The sequence below is a fragment of the Azospirillum canadense genome (assembly GCF_025961225.1).
Lineage (GTDB): Bacteria > Pseudomonadota > Alphaproteobacteria > Azospirillales > Azospirillaceae > Azospirillum > Azospirillum canadense.
In genome coordinates this window covers 130,303-146,852 of sequence record NZ_JAOQNG010000001.1, presented here as the reverse complement: position 1 = coordinate 146,852, position 16,550 = coordinate 130,303, and the positions used below count along the sequence as shown (strand labels likewise).

Below are 16,550 nucleotides of genomic sequence, written 5' to 3'. Positions count from 1 at the left end.
CCCGCGCACCGCGCTTGTGATGCCAGGCTTGTGAAGTGGGCGCGCGCGGCTATACTCCCCGCCAATTTTGCAATCGCAGTTCCCGACAAGGAGTGCCCATGGCTTCGGCCGAATTCGACGTTACCGGCATCGGCAACGCCATCGTGGATGTCATCGCGCACGCGGACGACGCCTTTCTCGCCGCCAACGGCATCGAGAAGGGGGCCATGACCCTGATCGACGCCGCCCGCGCGGAGGATCTCTACGGCCGCATGGGCCCCGGCGTGGAAATCTCCGGCGGTTCCGCCGGCAACACCATGGCGGGCATCGCATCGCTGGGCGGCCGGGGCGCCTACATCGGCAAGGTCCACGGTGACCAGCTGGGCCAAGTCTTCCGCCACGACATCCGCGCCGCCGGCGTGCATTTCGAGACCGCGGCCGGCCACGGCGGTGCCCCGACCGCGCGCTGCCTGATCCTGGTGACGCCGGACGCCCAACGGTCCATGAACACCTTCCTCGGCGCCTGCGTGGAGCTGGGGCCGGAGGACATCGACGAGGCCCTGATCGCCAACTCCCAGGTCACGTACCTGGAAGGCTACCTGTGGGATCCGCCCCGCGCGAAGGAGGCCTTCCGCAAGGCGGCCACCGTCGCCCACGGCGCCGGCCGCAAGGTGTCGCTGTCGCTGTCCGACAGCTTCTGCGTCCACCGCCACCACGCGGAGTTCCTGGAGCTGGTCGAGAGCCACGTCGACATCCTGTTCGCCAACGAGCATGAGATCACCGCGCTGTACAAGACCGACCGGTTCGAGGACGCGCTGGAGGCGGTGAAGCGCCTGGGCAAGGTCGCCGCCCTGACCCGCAGCGAGAAGGGCGCGGTCATCGTGTCCGGCGGCGAGGTGGTCGAGGTTCCGGCCGCCGCGGTGGAGCGCGTGGTGGACACCACCGGCGCCGGCGACCTGTACGCGTCGGGCTTCCTCTACGGCTTCACGCGCGGCCTGTCCCCGGCGGTGTGCGGCCGGCTCGGCGCCGTCGCCGCGGCCGAGGTGATCAGCCACGTCGGCGCCCGGCCGGAGGTCAAGCTGGCCGATCTGGTGACGGAAAAGGGCGCTCTGGCCTAATTGCCGGGGCGGTCCCCCGTGGGTTAAGCTGGCGGACGCCCCTCCGTTCGCCGGCCCTGCCCATCATGCAAGTGTACCTGCCGATTGCCGAGATGTCGGTCAACGCCCTGCTCGTGCTCGGCATGGGGGGGCTCGTCGGGTTTTTATCGGGCATGTTCGGAGTGGGCGGCGGCTTCCTGATGACGCCGCTGCTGATCTTCATCGGCGTGCCGCCCGCCGTCGCCGTGGGCACCCAGGCGAACCAGCTGGTCGCGGCCAGCGTGTCCGGCGTGCTGGCCCACTGGCGGCGCGGCAACGTGGACGTGAAGCTGGGCATCGTCATGCTGCTGGGCGGCATGGTCGGCACCGTCGTCGGCGTGTGGATCTTCGCGCTGTTGCAGCGCATCGGCCAGATCGACGTGGCGATCACGTTGGCCTACGTCTTCTTCCTGGGCACCATCGGGGCCATGATGCTGGTGGAATCGAGCCGCGCGCTGATCCGCCGCCGCGCCCCCACCGCCAAGCGCGGCAAGCTGCACCGGCACATCTGGCTGCACGGGCTGCCGCTGAAGATGCGCTTCCAGCGCTCCAAGCTCTACATCTCCGCCCTGCTGCCGGCCGGCATCGGCGCGGTCGGCGGCATGCTGGTGGCGATCATGGGCATCGGCGGCGGCTTCCTTCTGGTGCCGGCGATGATTTACCTGCTGAACATGCCCACTGGGCTGGTCGCCGGCACCTCGCTGTTCCAGATCATCTTCACCACGGCCATGGCCACGCTGTTGCAGGCGGCGACCAACCAGACCGTGGACGCCATGCTGGCCCTGCTGCTGCTGGTCGGCGGCGTGATCGGCGCGCAGTTCGGCACCAAGGCCGGCGGCAAGCTGCGCGGCGAGCAGGCGCGCCTGCTGCTGGCGGCGCTGGTCGTCGCGGTCGCCCTGAAGCTCGCCGTGGACCTTGTGGTCGAGCCCGACGACCTGTTCACCATCTCCACGAGGATTTCGTGAGGCCCAGCCGGAAAGACCACAGCCGGAAAGCCGTCTGGGCCGTCCGGATCGGTGGCGGGCTGGCCGGGCTGGCCGGCGGGGTCGCGATCGCGGCCATGGTGGCGGGCACGGTGTGGGCGCAGCAGCTCGTCGCCGACCTGTCGAGCCACCTGATCGCCATCACCACCGGCTTCACCGGGACAGAGGTCGTGCTGTTCGGCACCACCGACGGGGCGGGCGACGTGGCCATCGTGGTGACCGGCCCGCGCGGCCCGGTGACCGTGCGCCGCAAGGAGCGCATCGCCGGCATCTGGCTGAACGCCCGTAGCGTCCGGTTCGAGCAGGTGCCGAGCTTCTACATGGTCGCGACCAACCGGCCGCTCGACCAGTTCGTCACCAAGCCGGTGCTGGAGCGCCACCAGATCGGCCTGCCGAACCTCCAGCTCGGCCCGCGCGAGCAGCTGGCGCCGGAGCAGCTGGCCCTGTTCCGCTCCGCGCTGATCCGCAACAAGCAGCGCGCCGGCCTGTACGGCATCACGCTGGGCCAGGTGTCCTTCCTTGGCGAGCGGCTGTTCCGGACCAACATCTTCTTTCCCGCCAACGTGCCGACGGGGCTGTATAATGTGGAGGCGATGCTGATCCGCGAGGGCGAGGTGGTCAGCGCCCAGACCACGCCGCTCGTCGTCTCCAAGGTGGGATTCAGCGCGGAAGTGTTTGATTTTGCCCGCAACCAGCCCGTCTTCTACGGTGTTGCGGCGGTGATCGGCGCAATCGCCGCGGGCTGGCTGGCCGGCGCCGCTTTCCGGAGGGTGTGACATGAACGAACCGACCGCATCCACCAACCCGGAGGAATCGGCCCCGAAGCCGCCGGTGCGCATCTTCCTCGTCGTCGTGGACGACAGCCCCGAACTGCCCGTCGCGCTGCGCTACGCCTGCCTGCGCGCGCGCAAGTCCGGCGGCAAGGTGGCGCTGGTCACCGTGCTGGAACCCGCCGAGATGCAGAGCTGGCTGGCGGTGGAAAACCTGATGAAGGAGGAGCAGCGCAGCGAGGCGGAGCAGAAGCTCCAGAAGCTCGCCCGCGACGTGAACCGGCTGACCGGCACCCTGCCCGCCCTCTACGTGCGCGAGGGCAATCCCCGAGACGAGGTGCTGGCCCTGATCGAGGAGGAGCCGAGCATCTCCATCCTCGTGCTGGCCGCCGGCACCGACCCGGAGGGGCCGGGGCCGCTGATCGCCTACTTCACCGGCCGCGGCCTGACCCGCCTGCGCATCCCGCTGACCATCGTCCCCGGGGGCTTGAGCGACGACGCGCTGGACGCGATCACGTAAGTTTTTCACCACCAAGACACCAAGGCACCAAGAGTCCTCGCGCCCTGCATATCGTGGCCTCTTGGTGTCTTGGTGTCTTGGTGGTGAATCTTCCCTCCGCCCGCGTTACATCCCCAGCACGTTCTTCATGCTGTAGAGGCCCGGGGTCTTGTCGTTGGCCCAGCGGGCGGCGCGGACGGCCCCCTTGGCGTAGATCTGGCGCCCCGACGCCTTGTGGGTCAGCTCGACCCGCTCGCCGTCACCGGCGAAGACCACCGTGTGGTCGCCGATGACGTCGCCGCCGCGCAGCGTGGCGAAGCCGATCTCGCCGCGCGGGCGCGCACCGGGGTGGCCGTCGCGGACCTTCTGCCAGACATCCTCCAAATCCACCCCGCGACCCGCCGCCACGGCGCGGCCGAGGCCGAGCGCCGTGCCCGACGGCGCGTCCACCTTGTGGCGGTGGTGCATCTCCAGGATGTCGACGTCAAAGTCGTCGCCCAGCGCGCGGCCGACCTGCTCCACCAGCGCCAGCAACAGGTTGACGCCCAGCGACATGTTCGGCGACTGGACGATGGGCGTGTGGGTGGCGGCCTGGGCAATCGCCTCCTGCTGGGCCGGGCCGATGCCCGTGGTGCCGACGACCAGCACGGTCTGCGACTGGGCGGCCAGCGCCGCGTGGCGCACGGTGGCGTCCGGGCTGGTGAAGTCGATCACCGCGTCGGCCTCCGCGAACAGGGCCGCCGCGTCGTCGATGGCGACGACGCCCAGCGGGTCGATCCCGGCCAGCGTGCCGATGTCCTTGCCGAGCGCCGGGCCGCCGACCCGCTCCGTCCCGCCGGCCAGCGTGCAGCCGGGCGTCGCGGCGATCTCGCGCACCAGCATCTGCCCCATGCGCCCCGCGCACCCGACGACCCCGATCTTCATGCCTGCCTCCCTCGAAAAAGCACCACCAGGGTCTAGCACAGCCGGGCGCCCGGCTTAAGAGGCGAGACAGCCCTTGAGCGAGGCTGCGATGTTGCGCAGCAGCGTGGGGTAAAGGTCCGGCCCGTCGGAGAGGCCGGCGCCTTCGGGATCGAGCACGCCCTTCCTGGCCTTCGTCCCCTGCACGATGGTGTCGACCAGGGCCGGTTCGAACTGCGGCTCCGCAAAGACGCAGACCGCGCCCAGCGACGTGATCTTGGCGCGGATGTCGGACAGGCGCTTGGCCGAGGGGCGGCGTTCCGGGTTGACGGTGATGGCGCCGACTCCGTTCAGGCCGTAATGCGCCTCGAAATACTGGTAGGCGTCGTGGAAGACGATAAAGGGCTTGTCCTGGACCGGAGCGAGCGTGGCCTTCAGTTCCGCGTCCAGCGCGGCGAGACCGCGGGCGGTGCGCTCGGCGTTGGCCCGGTAGGCGTCGGCGTGTGCAGCATCCTTGGCCTCCAACGCGTCGGCGATGGCGACCACCATGGCGCGGGCGTTGTCGGGGTCGAGCCAAACGTGGGTGTTGACCTCCTCATGCCCCTCATCATGGCCGTGCCCATGCGCATGGTCATGTCCATGATCGTTTCCGGCGCCGTGGTCGTGCGGATCCCAGGCGCCGCCCTCGCGGGCGTCGAGCAGCGTGACGCCCGGCGCCTCCATCAGCTCCACGGCCGTGGCCTTGGTGGCGGTGGCTTCCAGCGGCTTGGCGAGGAAGCCCTCCAGTTCCGGCCCGATCCAGAAGACCAGGTCGGCCTCGGCCAGCGCGTGGGCGTCCGACGGCCTCAGCGCGTAGGTGTGGGGGGAGGCCGCGCCGCGCACGATCAGCGACGGCTCCCCCACCCCCTGCATGATCGCCGCGACCAGGGCGTGCACTGGTTTGATCGAGGCGACGACCTTTGGCACGTCGGCCAGCGCCGGAGTTGCGGCGAGCAGGGCAACAAAAGCGGCGGGCAGCGCGAGGCGCATGGGTGAGTTCCTCATGTCTGGCTGGACAGTCGGCCGTTTCGGGCGCATAGGGTTGATCGTCCGGATCAATGTCACGTTATAACATAACATGTCAATGAAGCTTCATGGCACGGCCGCTCCGTCGGCAACCCAGCCGGTTGACACACCCGCCCCCCTTGTTGACGCACCTTTGATTGACGCAAGAGAGTTGACGGTGCGGCTGGGCGGCCGCGTCATCCTCGACCGCGTCGACCTCCAGGTACGGCCGGGGGAGATCGTTACGCTGATCGGCCCGAACGGCGCCGGCAAGACGACGCTGGTGCGCGCCGTGCTGGGCCTCGTCCGCACCGCGTCGGGAACGGTGGGCAAGCGGCCGGGGCTGCGCATCGGCTACATGCCGCAGCGCTTGACAGTTGACGCAACCCTGCCCTTGACGGTCCGCCGCTTTCTGGCGCTGTGGCGGCCGGTGACCGCCGACCGGGTGGAGGCGGCGCTGGCCGAGGCCGGCGTTGCCCATCTGGCGGGAAGTCCGGTGCAGAACGTGTCGGGCGGGGAGCTTCAGCGCGTGCTGCTGGCCCGCGCCCTGCTGGGCGACCCGGACCTGCTGGTGCTGGACGAGCCCGACCAGGCGGTGGACGTGCACGGTCAGGCGGAGCTGTTCGGCCGCATCGAGACTCTCCGCCGGACGCACGGCTGCGGCGTCCTGCTGGTCAGCCACGACCTGCACACGGTGATGGCGCGCACCGACCGGGTGCTGTGCCTGAACCGGCACGTCTGCTGCCACGGCACGCCGGAGGACGTGCGCCGCCACCCCGAATACCGCAGCCTGTTCGGCGGTCACGCCGACGACCTCGCGGTCTATGTCCACCACCACGACCATGCGCACGCTGCCAATGGCACCGTGGTGCAGGGCCACGACGGGGATTGCTGCCATGGATGATTTCGTCCTGCGGGCGCTGGCCGCCGGCTGCGGCATCGCGTTGATGGCTGGGCCGCTGGGATCCTTCGTGGTGTGGCGGCGGATGGCCTATTTCGGCGACACGCTGGCCCATTCCGCCCTGCTGGGCGTGGCGCTCGGCTTCCTCTTGGGCGTCAACCCGCTGGTCGGGGTGGTCGGGGTCTGCGTCGCGCTGGCCCTGGCGCTGGTCGGCCTGCAGCGGCACCGGGCGCTGGCGTCGGACACCGTGCTGGGCATCCTGTCGCATTCCTCCTTGTCCTTGGGGCTGGTCGCCATCGCCTTTCTGGAGACTCTGCGGGTCGACCTGATCTCCTACCTGTTCGGCGACATCCTGTCGGTCACGCCGGCCGATCTCGCCTGGATCTACGGCGGTGGGGCCGTCGCGCTGGGCGGGCTGGTGCTGCTGTGGCGCCGCCTGCTGGCCGTGACGGTGGACGAGGATCTGGCGCGGGTCGAGGGCATGCCGGTGGAGGCGCTGCGTCTGGCCTTCATGCTGCTGATCGCGCTGGTGATCGCGGCGGCGATGAAGATTGTCGGCATCCTGCTGATCACGTCCCTGCTGATCATCCCCGCCGCCGCCGCGCGTCGGTTTTCCCGCACGCCGGAGATGATGGCGGGGCTGGCCTCGGTGTTCGGCATGGCCGCGGTGCTGGGCGGCCTGTACGCCTCCCTCACCTGGGACCTGCCCGGCGGCCCGAGCGTCGTGGTCGCTGCGGCAGCCCTGTTCCTGGCGAGTGCGGTGGTGCCGGTGCGGTCCTGAGCCCACCCCGTTGCCATCCCCGGTACGACCACCTACAGTCCTCGGTCGAGGGGATCAGCACCCAAGAAGAACGGGACATCATGGCCGAGAAGCACCCCGCACCCCGAGTCGGACTGTTCGTCACCTGCCTTGTCGATTTGTTCCGCCCGACCGTCGGCTTCGCCGCGGTCAAGCTGCTGGAGGATGCCGGCTGCACGGTGGAGGTGCCGTCGGCGCAGACCTGCTGCGGGCAGCCGGCCTTCAATTCCGGCGACCGCAGGACGGCGCAGGAGCTTGCCCGCAACACCATCGCGGCCTTCGAGGGATTCGACTATGTGGTCGTGCCCTCCGGTTCCTGCGGCGGGCAGATCAAGAAGCACTATCCGGAGCTGCTGGCCGACGACCCGGCCTGGGCGGCGCGGGCGCAGCGCCTGTCGGCGCGGACCTACGAGCTGGTCTCCTTCCTGGCCGACGTGCTGGGGATGACGGACACCGGCGCGCGCTACGACGGCACCGTCACCTACCACGACAGCTGTTCGGGCTTGCGCGAGCTGGGCGTCAAGGAGCAGCCGCGCCGCCTGCTGGCCTCCGTGGAAGGGCTGACGCTCAACGAGTTGCCGGGGGCGGAGGTCTGCTGCGGCTTCGGCGGGACCTTTTGCGTCAAGTACCCGGACGTCTCCAACCGCATGGTCGAGGCCAAGACCGCCGACATCCAGGGAACCCAGGCGGATACGCTTCTGGCCGGCGACATGGGCTGCCTGCTGAACATGGCCGGCAAGCTGAAGCGCGAGGGCTCCGCCATCCGCGTGCGCCACGTGGCGGAGGTGCTGGCCGGCGTCACCGACACCCCTCCCATCGGCGAGAAGGCGTGAAACCATGCAGCCGACCACCCACGCTTTTCCCGAGAACGCCCGCAAGGCGCTGAGCGACGAGCGTCTGCAAAAGGTCCTGGCCATCGCGCCGGCTGGTTTCGTCAACCGCCGCAAACAGGCCGCCGATCGCCTGCCGGAGTTCGAGGCCCTGCGCGATCAGGGCCGCGACCTGAAGAACCACGTCCTGGCGAACCTGGACACCTACCTGGAGGCCTTTGAGGCCAAGGTGACCGGGCAGGGCGGCCACGTCCATTGGTGCCGCACCGACCAGGAGGCGCGGGACGCTATCCTGGGCATCTGCCGCGCGGCGAACGCCAAGACGGTCACCAAGGGCAAGTCGATGGTCTCCGAGGAAATCGGGATCAACGACTACCTGGAGGCCAACGGCCTGACGCCGATCGAGACCGATCTCGGCGAATACATTATCCAGCTGCGGCACGAGCCGCCCAGCCACATCATCGCGCCGGCCTTCCACCTGTCGAAGAAGGACGTGGAGGGCACCTTCCGGCAGGCCCACACCGACCTGCCCCCCGACCGCGTGCTGGACGACCCCAAGGTGCTGATCGCCGAGGCGCGGACGGTGCTGCGCCGCAAGTTCCAGCAGGCCGACGTCGGCATCACCGGCGCCAACCTGATGATCGCGGAGACGGGGTCCACCGTCATCGTCACCAACGAGGGCAACGGCGACTTGACGCAAATCCTGCCGCGCGTCCACGTCGTCATCGCCAGCATCGAGAAGATCGTGCCGACGCTGGAGGACGCCGCCCTGGTGCTGCGCCTGCTCGCGCGCTCCGCCACGGGGCAGGAGGCGTCGGCCTACACCACCTTCTCCACCGGGCCGCGGCGCCCCGGCGACCTGGACGGGCCGGAGGAGTTCCACGTCGTGCTGCTCGACAACGGGCGGTCGGCGCTGCTGGGGACGGAGTTCCAGGAGGTGCTGCGCTGCATCCGCTGCGGCGCCTGCATGAACCACTGCCCGGTCTACGGCGCGGTCGGCGGCCACGCCTACGGCTGGGTCTATCCGGGGCCGATCGGGTCGGTGATGCAGCCGGCCCTGCTGGGCGTGAAGGAGGCCGGACACCTGCCCAACGCCTCCACCTTCTGCGGGCGGTGCGAGGCGGTCTGCCCCATGCGTATCCCGTTGCCGAAGATGATGCGCCACTGGCGGGAGAAGGAGTTCGAACAGGGCCTCCAGCCCGCGGCCATGCGCAAGGGCCTGGGCCTGTGGGCCTGGTTCGCGCGGCGCCCGGCGCTGTACCACGCGGCGACGCGCATGGCCGTGCGGGCGCTGGGCGCGCTCGGCCGCGGCAAGGGGCGCTTCGCGAAACTGCCGCTGGCCCAGGGCTGGACGCAGTACCGCGACATGCCGGCGCCGGAGGGCAAGACCTTCCAGCAGATGTGGGCCGAGAAGAAGGGAAAGCGCTGACCATGGCCGACACCTCCTCCGCCCGCGCCCAGATCCTCGGGGGCATCCGCAAGGCGCTGGGCTCCGCGGAAGGATCGGACGAGGCGCGCAAACGCCTCGCCGTCCACCCGCGCAACCTCGTCCCGGCCCGCGCCCAGCTGCCACAAGACCAGCAGGTCGACCTCTTCGTCGCCATGGCGACGGAGGTCGCGGCGACGGTGGAGCGGCTGCCGGCCCTGGGCGACGTGCCGCGCGCCGTGGCCGAGTATCTGGCCGGCCTGAACCTGCCGGCCGAAATCCGCGTCGCCCCGGACGCGGCGCTCGACGCCATCCCCTGGAACGAGCGGCCGACCCTTACGGTCTCGAAAGGGCGCGCCCGCGACAGCGACGGCGCGTCGGTGACCGGCGCCTTCGCCGGCGTGGCGGAGACCGGTTCCCTCATGCTCCTTTCGGGGGCGGAACGACCGACCACGCTGAACTTCCTGCCCGACACGCACATCGTGGTGCTGACGCGCAGCCAAGTCGTCGGCACCATGGAGGACGCCTGGGACCGGCTGCGCGGTCTGGGAGTGGCGGGCACCATGCCGCGCACGGTCAATTTCATTACGGGTCCGTCACGAACCGGCGACATCGAGATGCGCATCGAGCTGGGCGCCCATGGGCCGCGGCGGCTGCACATTCTGTTGGTGGAGGATTGACAGGGCCGCTTGTTCAAGGGTTTATCCCTAAAACTCCGTGCCGGAACTTGCGTCAACCCGTGTCCGATCCGCTCCGCCTCCCGGCCAGCGCGCCACTTGCGCCGAGGCCCTTGAGATGACCCGCCGCCGCTCGGTCACCACCGAGGAGCGGCGCCTGTGGCGGATCGCCATGCGCGACGCGGACCCGATGCCCGGCCGCACCGTCGAGGACCCGCCACCGGCCCCGGCCATGGAGCCGGAGCCGGTCGCCACCACTGCCTCCCCTCCCCCCACCGTTCCGCCGAAGGGCGGCGCGCCGATGGGCCGGCGCCCCAGCCAGCCGCCGCTGACGGTCGGCAACACCGACAACATCGACCGCCGCACCGCCGACCGCTTCAAGCGCGGCGAGATGGAGATCGACGGCCGCATCGACCTGCACGGCATGACCCAGGTGCAGGCGCACGGCGCCTTGTCGGGCTTCGTCCACCGCGCCTGGCACGAGGGGCGGCGCTGCGTGCTGGTGATCACCGGCAAGGGCACGTACAGCGGCGGTGCGGGCGTTCTGCGCCAGTCGGTGCCGCGCTGGCTGGCCGACTCTCCCCTGCGCCCCATGGTGCTGGCCGTACGTCCGGCCCAGGCGCGCCACGGCGGGGACGGCGCGCTGTACGTGCTGATCAAGCGCCGCCGCGACCACCGGTAGGACAAGGGCCGCCATGACCCCCTTCGGCGAACGGGTCCGCGCCCTGCGCGAGGGCAAGGACGTCACGCTCAAGCAGATGGCGGCGGACCTGCACATCTCGTCGGCCTACCTGTCGGCGCTGGAGCACGGCAAGCGCGGCCAGCCTTCCCCGCAGCTGGTCCGCCAGATCTGCGCCTATTTCGGGATCATCTGGGACGAGGCCGAGGATCTGGAGCGGCTGGCCGCCCTGTCGCACCCGCGCGTGACGGTTGACACCGCCGGGCTCAGCCCCAAGGCGACCGAACTGGCCAACCGCTTGGCCGAGCGCATCCAGGAACTGGACGACCCGACGCTCGACCGGCTGCTCGGCGTGCTCGACGAGGCGGCCGGTGGCGTGTCCGTGGCCCGGCGCCGGGCGGGCGTACGGCGCCGGTGACGACAGCTGTCATGGCGGCCCATACCCCGAGACGCTTTGTGGGATAATAGGTCGCAACCCGGGAACTGCCCACACCGCCCTTTCGGGTCGATTTCGCGGGCGTTAGGGCCTATGAATCCCGCCCATGGTGCGTATTGTCCCCGCCCGTCCCGACAGGATCGTCCGATGACCGCCGCGGCCGGCTGGATGCCGCAGGATGGCGGCACGGACGCCCTGTTCCGAATGATCTTCAACAACGCGTCGGTCGGCATCGTGGTCGCCGGGCTCGACGGGGCGATCCTGGCCGCCAACGCCGCCTTCGCCGCCAACCTGGGCTACAGCCCGGACGCGCTGACCGGCCAGCCCCTGTCCGCCATCACCCACCCCGACGACTGGGTTTGGGAGCGCGAGCGCTTCGACCGGGTGGTGCGGGGCGAGGCGCGGCTGGCCGCCTTCGAGAAGCGGTTCCTGCGCGCCGACGGAACGGTGATGCGCGCGTCGATGCGCCCCTTGGCGCTGCGCGGCCCGGACGGGCGGCTCCTGGCGCTCAGCGCGGTGATCGAGGACGTGACCTCCGCCCGGGCGGCGGAGGAGCAGTTGCAGCGCAGCGAGGCGCGCAACCGGGCCATCGTGGAGCAGGCGGTCGAGGCCATTCTGACGGTGAACGCGCACGGCGTCGTCATGGCCAGCAACAAGGCGGCGGAGCGGCTGCTCGGCTACCGCCAGGACGAGCTGGCCGGGCGGCACATTGTGTCCCTGATGCCCCCGGACGAGGCGGAGCGGCACGGCGCCTACATGCGTCGCTACCGGGAAACGGGCGAGAAGCACGTCATCGGCATCGGGCGCGAGATCGTGGCGCGACGGCGCGACGGCACCGACTTCCCGGCCTGGCTCTCGCTGTCGGAGATCGACCTGCCGGGCTTCCACGTCTTCGTCGCCATGCTGCGCGACCTCGGTGAGAGCAAGGCGGCCGAACGGGCGCTGATCGAGGCGAAGGAGGCGGCGGAGCTGGCCAACCGCGCCAAGACCGCCTTCCTCGCCAACATGAGCCACGAGCTGCGCACGCCGCTGAACGGCATCCTGGGCTTCGCCGATGTCATCCATCAGCAGATGCTGGGGGCGCTGGAAAACCCGATGTACATGAATTATGCGGCCGAGATCAAACGGTCGGGCGAGCTTCTGCTGGCCAACATCAACGACATCCTGGAGATGGCCACCATCGAGGCCGGGCGCGTCGACCTGGAGGACGCGCTGTGCGACTTCCGCGACGTGGTGGTCACCTGCCTGCGCTTGGTCGCCAAGCGGGCGGAGCGCGGCAAGCTGCGCGTCGAGGCCGACATCGGGGTGGAGTTGCCGCCTCTGCTGGCCGACCCGCGTGCGCTGAAGCAGGTGCTTCTGCACCTGCTGTCCAACGCCATCAAGTTCACGCCGGAGGGTGGCCGCATCGGCGTGTCGGCGCGCGTGGACGCCGAGGGCGCCTTGGTGGCGGAGGTGTTCGATACCGGCGTCGGCATCCCCGAGGACCGGCTGGAAACGGTGTTCCAACCCTTCGTCCAGGGCGAATCGACGCTCGCCCGCCGCTTCGAAGGCATCGGGCTCGGCCTGTCCATCGCCAAGTCCCTGGTGGAGCAGCACGGCGGCCGCCTGGAAATCCGCGCCCGCGACGGCGGCGGCACCCGCGTGATCATCCACCTGCCGAAGGACCGGTTTTTGGCCGATTGGTGAGGGGTTTCAGGAAAGCGCCGGGAGTTGGGCCCCACCCTAACCCTCCCCCACCTTCGGCTCTCAGGGAACGCCAAAGGCGTTCGCCTGACGCTGTCAGCGCACGCTTCGCATGCGCGAGAGGCGAGGGAGGGGACTCCGCCACTCCGCGACCAAAGCCCCTCCCCCCGCTCTCGGCGGACCCAAAGGGTCCGCCTGACGCGTCAGCGCAAGCTTCGCTTGCGCGAGAGCGAAGTGGGGGGAGGTCGGGAGAGGGGCCCGGCGCGACAGCCCTTACAGAATGAACTTCGACAGGTCGGCGTTCTTTGCCAGACCGCCCACCTGGTCGCGGACGTAGGCCGCGTCGACCGTAACGGTGGTGCCGGCCTTGTCGCTGGCGGTGAAACTGATCTCCTCCAGCAGGCGTTCCAGCACGGTGTGCAGGCGGCGGGCGCCGATGTTCTCCACCGTGGCGTTGATGTCGGCGGCCAAGCGTGCCAGCTCGTCGATGGCGTCGTCGGTGAAGACGAGGTCGACCTCCTCCGTCTTCAACAGGGCCTTATACTGCTTGATCAGGCTCGCTTCCGGTTCGGTCAGGATGCGCTTGAAGTCGTCCTGGGACAGGGCCTTCAGCTCCACGCGGATCGGCAGGCGGCCCTGCAGCTCCGGCAGGAGGTCCGACGGCTTGGCAAGGTGGAAGGCGCCCGACGCGATGAACAGGATGTGGTCGGTCTTGACCGCGCCATGCTTGGTGCTGACGGTCGTGCCCTCGATCAGCGGCAGCAGGTCGCGCTGCACACCCTCGCGGCTGACGTCGGCACCGCCCTTGTAGTCGGAGCGGGCGGAGATCTTGTCGATCTCGTCCAGGAAGACGATGCCGTTCTGCTCCACAGACTGGATCGCTTCCGAAACGACCTTTTCCTGGTCGAGGAGCTTGTCCGACTCCTCGGCCATCAGCACGTTGTAGCTTTCCTGGACGGTCATGCGGCGGGGCTTGGTGCGGCCGGCGAAGGCCTTGCCGAAGATGTCGTTCAGGTTGAGCATGCCCATCTGGGCGCCGGGCATGCCGGGGATGTCGAAGGTCGGCAGGCTGCCGGCGCCGCTGTCGGCGACCTGCACCTCGATCTCGCGGTCGTTCAGCGTGCCCTCGCGCAGCATCTTGCGGAACTTCTGGCGCGTCTCGGGGCTGGCGTTCTCGCCGCACAGCGCGTCCACCACCCGCTCCTCGGCGCGCAGCTCGGCCTTGGCGGCGACCTCCTTGCGCAGGCGCTCCTTGGTCATGCCAATGGCACCCTCGACCAAGTCGCGGACGATCTGCTCCACGTCGCGGCCGACATAGCCGACTTCGGTGAACTTGGTCGCCTCGACCTTCAGGAAGGGCGCCTGGGCCAGCTTCGCCAGACGGCGGGCGATCTCGGTCTTGCCGACGCCGGTCGGGCCGATCATCAGGATGTTCTTCGGCAGGACCTCCTCGCGCAGGCCCTCCGGCAGCTGCTGGCGGCGCCAGCGGTTGCGCAGCGCGATGGCAACCGCGCGCTTGGCCTCGTGCTGGCCGACGATGTAGCGGTCAAGCTCCGACACGATCTCGCGCGGGCTGAAGGCGGCGGTGCTGGACGCGGCGGAGCCGGTGGAGGAAGCGGCGGTCATGGCGGCGGACCCGGGCTGGGGGTGGGAGGTGGTCATCGGAATGGGACGCGATCAGATCTTTTCGAGGGTGACGTTCTCGTTGGTGTAGACGCAGATGCCGGCGGCGATCTTCATCGCCTTGCGGGCCACGGCCTCCGCGTCCAAACCCTCGACGTCGATCAGCGCGCGCGCCGCCGACAGGGCGAAGGCACCGCCCGAGCCGATGCCGATCAGCCCGTCCTCCGGTTCCAGCACGTCGCCGTTGCCGGTCAGGATCAGGCTGACGTGGCGGTCGGCAACGGCCATCATGGCCTCCAACCGCCGCAGGTATCGGTCGGTGCGCCAGTCCTTGGCCATCTCCACGCAGGCGCGGGTCAGCTGGCCGGGATGCTGCTCCAGCTTCGCTTCCAGACGCTCGAACAGGGTCAACGCGTCCGCGGTGGCGCCGGCGAAGCCCGCCATCACGGTGCCGCCGGCGAGCCAGCGCACCTTGCGGGCGTTCGATTTCATGACCGTCTGGCCGACGGACACCTGACCGTCGCCGGCGATCACCACCTGGCCGTTCTTGCGGACCGACAGGATGGTGGTGCCGTGCCACTGGATGGGATCGTGCGATGTCATTGGGACCGTGTTCGAAAGGTAAGGTGACCGTGCCCGGTAAAGGCACATTGGGTCACGGGTCTATGTGGGGGGAGGCCGGTCCCCGTCAAGACTCCTGTCCCCCTGGGCTCGAAGACGGGCCCGAAGAGGTGCCCGAAGACGGGCAGCGGACGCGCGTGTCGGCGCTCCCGCGGGGGCTTGTGTCAACTCCACGCCCAGTCGTGTCAACATCGGCCCTATGGGCAGGAAGGCGGACAAGCCGTGCGCACCGCCGGGGACCGCCGGTCCGTGGCCGAAACCGAGCAGGTTCCCCGCTTCGTCCACCAGTAGCGCGCCGGGGGCCGGTTCGCGGTCCATATCGTCAAGTTCCACCTGGATCAGGTCCAGACCGCTGCGCGGGTCGGGGCGGAGGGAAGCCACCATGCCGGAGGAGGCGACGTCCCCGGTCTTCGCCAGCACCGTTACGGGCTCGCTGACCGCGGCCTCGCCGCCGCGCAGGGGAGCGGCGGTCAGGCGGGCCGGCACCCGGACCAGCGAAGTCCCACTCGCCGCGTCGCGCGCCACGACCACACCATTGAGGGCCACGCCCGGCGCGGGGTGAACGGCAACCATCGTGTCGAGCCCGGCCAGCGTCGCTAGGATCACCGCTTGGCCGTCCAACTCCCCGATCACGACGCCCCTCCCCTCCCCCACCCGCACCAGGGCGGCGGAAACGGGAGCCGCTGGGTCGTCGGCGTAGCCGTCCGCCGGGGCGGGACCGCGCACGGCCAGCGCCGCGGGCTGTGGTGTGAGCGGCGCCAGGTGCGGCCCACCGCTTGACGCTCCGCCCGGGTTGACGAAACCCGGACTTGACGGTTCGTCAATTGACACAAGGGGGATTGTTGACGCAAGCGGTCGACTTGACACTCGTGACGGCGCCGCGGGGCCGGTTGACACAAGCCCACTCCCCCGCGACACGGCGGCGCGGAAGCCAGGGTCGGCGCCCAGCGCTTCCGCGGCGGTGCTGAAGGCCTCCTCGATCAGCAGGACGTCGCCCTGCGGCACCCCGGTGCCGTTCCGGGCCACGCCGCTGGTCGCGACGCGGTGGACGAGCCGCCCGGTCGCCACCTCGTAGACCAACCAGTCAACCCGGACGCTGCCGGTGCCGGACACGCCCTTGTCACCCAGCGTCAGCCAGTTGCGGCGGCGGCACAGCTCCAGGTCGATGCCGCGCAGGTCACCCTGGACGACGTAGCGGGCGCGGTTGCGGTCCAGGCCGCGCTCGTGGTCGCCGGCGACGCGCCCGGCCACGTCGAAGCCGGCGTCGCCCAGCACCTCCGCGAAGCGCTCCGTGAAGGTGGAGTTCTCGTGCAGGCTCCGCGCGCTCGTCCAATAGACGTCCTCGTAGGGCGGCCAGCACTCCACGCTCCAGACGTAGCTCCCGATCCGTGTGCCCCGGCGCATGGAGCCGAGGGAGAGATCGTCGAAGCGGACCGGCTCCGTCGAGCCGCGCGCCACCGGTGGGGCGCCGGGCGGTTGCGGCCGGTCGCCGCCCGTGGCGCAGGCGGCCAGCAGAAGTGCCACGGCCAGCGTTAAAAAGCGATGTCGGAACAATGGCATATTC

The 16,550-nt window shown here is 70.0% G+C and carries 17 protein-coding genes; 12 read left to right on the top strand and 5 right to left on the bottom strand.

Annotation, left to right across the window (positions count from 1 at the left end; translation table 11 throughout):
- Positions 1–98 precede the first annotated feature (98 nt).
- The 4 genes from M2351_RS00675 to M2351_RS00660 all read left to right on the top strand — a co-directional run bounded on the left by M2351_RS00675 (position 99) and on the right by M2351_RS00660 (position 3,388).
- Positions 99–1,097 (top strand): adenosine kinase, encoded by a 999-nt coding sequence (locus M2351_RS00675; protein WP_264654257.1) that lies wholly within the window; start codon positions 99–101, stop codon positions 1,095–1,097.
- A 65-nt stretch (positions 1,098–1,162) separates the two neighbouring features.
- Positions 1,163–2,080, top strand: coding sequence for a sulfite exporter TauE/SafE family protein (locus tag M2351_RS00670; protein ID WP_264654256.1), 918 nt, complete (start codon positions 1,163–1,165; stop codon positions 2,078–2,080).
- A 95-nt stretch (positions 2,081–2,175) separates the two neighbouring features.
- Positions 2,176–2,874, top strand: a complete 699-nt coding sequence (locus M2351_RS00665) for a TIGR02186 family protein (RefSeq protein WP_406567389.1) — start codon at positions 2,176–2,178, stop codon at positions 2,872–2,874.
- A 1-nt stretch (position 2,875) separates the two neighbouring features.
- The gene (locus tag M2351_RS00660; RefSeq protein ID WP_264654254.1) at positions 2,876–3,388 is read left to right on the top strand and encodes a universal stress protein; all 513 of its coding nucleotides are present in this window, start codon (positions 2,876–2,878) and stop codon (positions 3,386–3,388) included.
- 105 nt (positions 3,389–3,493) lie between these two features.
- Here M2351_RS00660 and dapB read toward each other — a convergent pair whose 3' ends face one another.
- Positions 3,494–4,291, bottom strand: a complete 798-nt coding sequence (gene dapB / locus M2351_RS00655; RefSeq protein WP_264654253.1) for a 4-hydroxy-tetrahydrodipicolinate reductase — start codon at positions 4,289–4,291, stop codon at positions 3,494–3,496.
- A gap of 54 nt (positions 4,292–4,345) precedes the next feature.
- The gene (gene znuA, locus M2351_RS00650; protein WP_264654252.1) at positions 4,346–5,296 is read right to left on the bottom strand and encodes a zinc ABC transporter substrate-binding protein ZnuA; all 951 of its coding nucleotides are present in this window, start codon (positions 5,294–5,296) and stop codon (positions 4,346–4,348) included.
- Positions 5,297–5,465: 169 nt separating this feature from the next.
- On the opposite strand from znuA, the gene znuC reads away from it, so the two are divergent.
- The 8 genes from znuC to M2351_RS00610 all read left to right on the top strand — a co-directional run bounded on the left by znuC (position 5,466) and on the right by M2351_RS00610 (position 12,745).
- The gene (znuC, locus tag M2351_RS00645) at positions 5,466–6,215 is read left to right on the top strand and encodes a zinc ABC transporter ATP-binding protein ZnuC (protein WP_319801859.1); all 750 of its coding nucleotides are present in this window, start codon (positions 5,466–5,468) and stop codon (positions 6,213–6,215) included.
- Positions 6,208–6,993 carry a zinc ABC transporter permease subunit ZnuB gene (gene znuB / locus M2351_RS00640; protein WP_264654250.1) on the top strand — a complete coding sequence of 262 codons (786 nt, stop codon included), beginning with the start codon at positions 6,208–6,210 and terminating at the stop codon, positions 6,991–6,993. The genes znuC and znuB overlap by 8 nt, the downstream gene beginning before the upstream one ends.
- An 80-nt stretch (positions 6,994–7,073) precedes the next feature.
- Positions 7,074–7,844 carry a (Fe-S)-binding protein gene (locus tag M2351_RS00635; protein ID WP_264654249.1) on the top strand — a complete coding sequence of 257 codons (771 nt, stop codon included), beginning with the start codon at positions 7,074–7,076 and terminating at the stop codon, positions 7,842–7,844.
- A 4-nt stretch (positions 7,845–7,848) separates the two neighbouring features.
- Positions 7,849–9,270 (top strand): LutB/LldF family L-lactate oxidation iron-sulfur protein, encoded by a 1,422-nt coding sequence (locus M2351_RS00630; RefSeq protein ID WP_264654248.1) that lies wholly within the window; start codon positions 7,849–7,851, stop codon positions 9,268–9,270.
- Positions 9,271–9,272: 2 nt separating this feature from the next.
- Positions 9,273–9,947, top strand: coding sequence for a LutC/YkgG family protein (locus M2351_RS00625; protein WP_264654247.1), 675 nt, complete (start codon positions 9,273–9,275; stop codon positions 9,945–9,947).
- Between the two features lie 115 nt (positions 9,948–10,062).
- Complete coding sequence (locus M2351_RS00620; RefSeq protein WP_264654246.1) at positions 10,063–10,626, top strand: Smr/MutS family protein; 564 nt, start codon at positions 10,063–10,065, stop codon at positions 10,624–10,626.
- A gap of 13 nt (positions 10,627–10,639) precedes the next feature.
- Positions 10,640–11,041 (top strand): helix-turn-helix domain-containing protein, encoded by a 402-nt coding sequence (locus tag M2351_RS00615; protein ID WP_264654245.1) that lies wholly within the window; start codon positions 10,640–10,642, stop codon positions 11,039–11,041.
- A gap of 165 nt (positions 11,042–11,206) precedes the next feature.
- Entirely contained in the window at positions 11,207–12,745 is a 1,539-nt protein-coding gene (locus M2351_RS00610; RefSeq protein ID WP_264654244.1) for a sensor histidine kinase, read from the top strand.
- 270 nt (positions 12,746–13,015) lie between these two features.
- On the opposite strand, the gene hslU is transcribed toward M2351_RS00610, so the two are convergent.
- The 3 genes from hslU to M2351_RS00595 are packed head-to-tail and all read right to left on the bottom strand — an operon-like array spanning position 13,016 to position 16,546.
- Positions 13,016–14,368 carry an ATP-dependent protease ATPase subunit HslU gene (hslU, locus tag M2351_RS00605; RefSeq protein WP_264654243.1) on the bottom strand — a complete coding sequence of 451 codons (1,353 nt, stop codon included), beginning with the start codon at positions 14,366–14,368 and terminating at the stop codon, positions 13,016–13,018.
- Positions 14,369–14,419: 51 nt separating this feature from the next.
- A complete protein-coding gene (gene hslV, locus M2351_RS00600) occupies positions 14,420–14,968 on the bottom strand; it encodes an ATP-dependent protease subunit HslV (protein ID WP_264654242.1) in 549 nt (182 codons plus the stop codon).
- A 60-nt stretch (positions 14,969–15,028) separates the two neighbouring features.
- Positions 15,029–16,546: a serine protease gene (locus M2351_RS00595; protein WP_264654241.1), complete on the bottom strand. Its 1,518-nt coding sequence runs from the start codon at positions 16,544–16,546 to the stop codon at positions 15,029–15,031.
- Positions 16,547–16,550 lie beyond the last annotated feature (4 nt).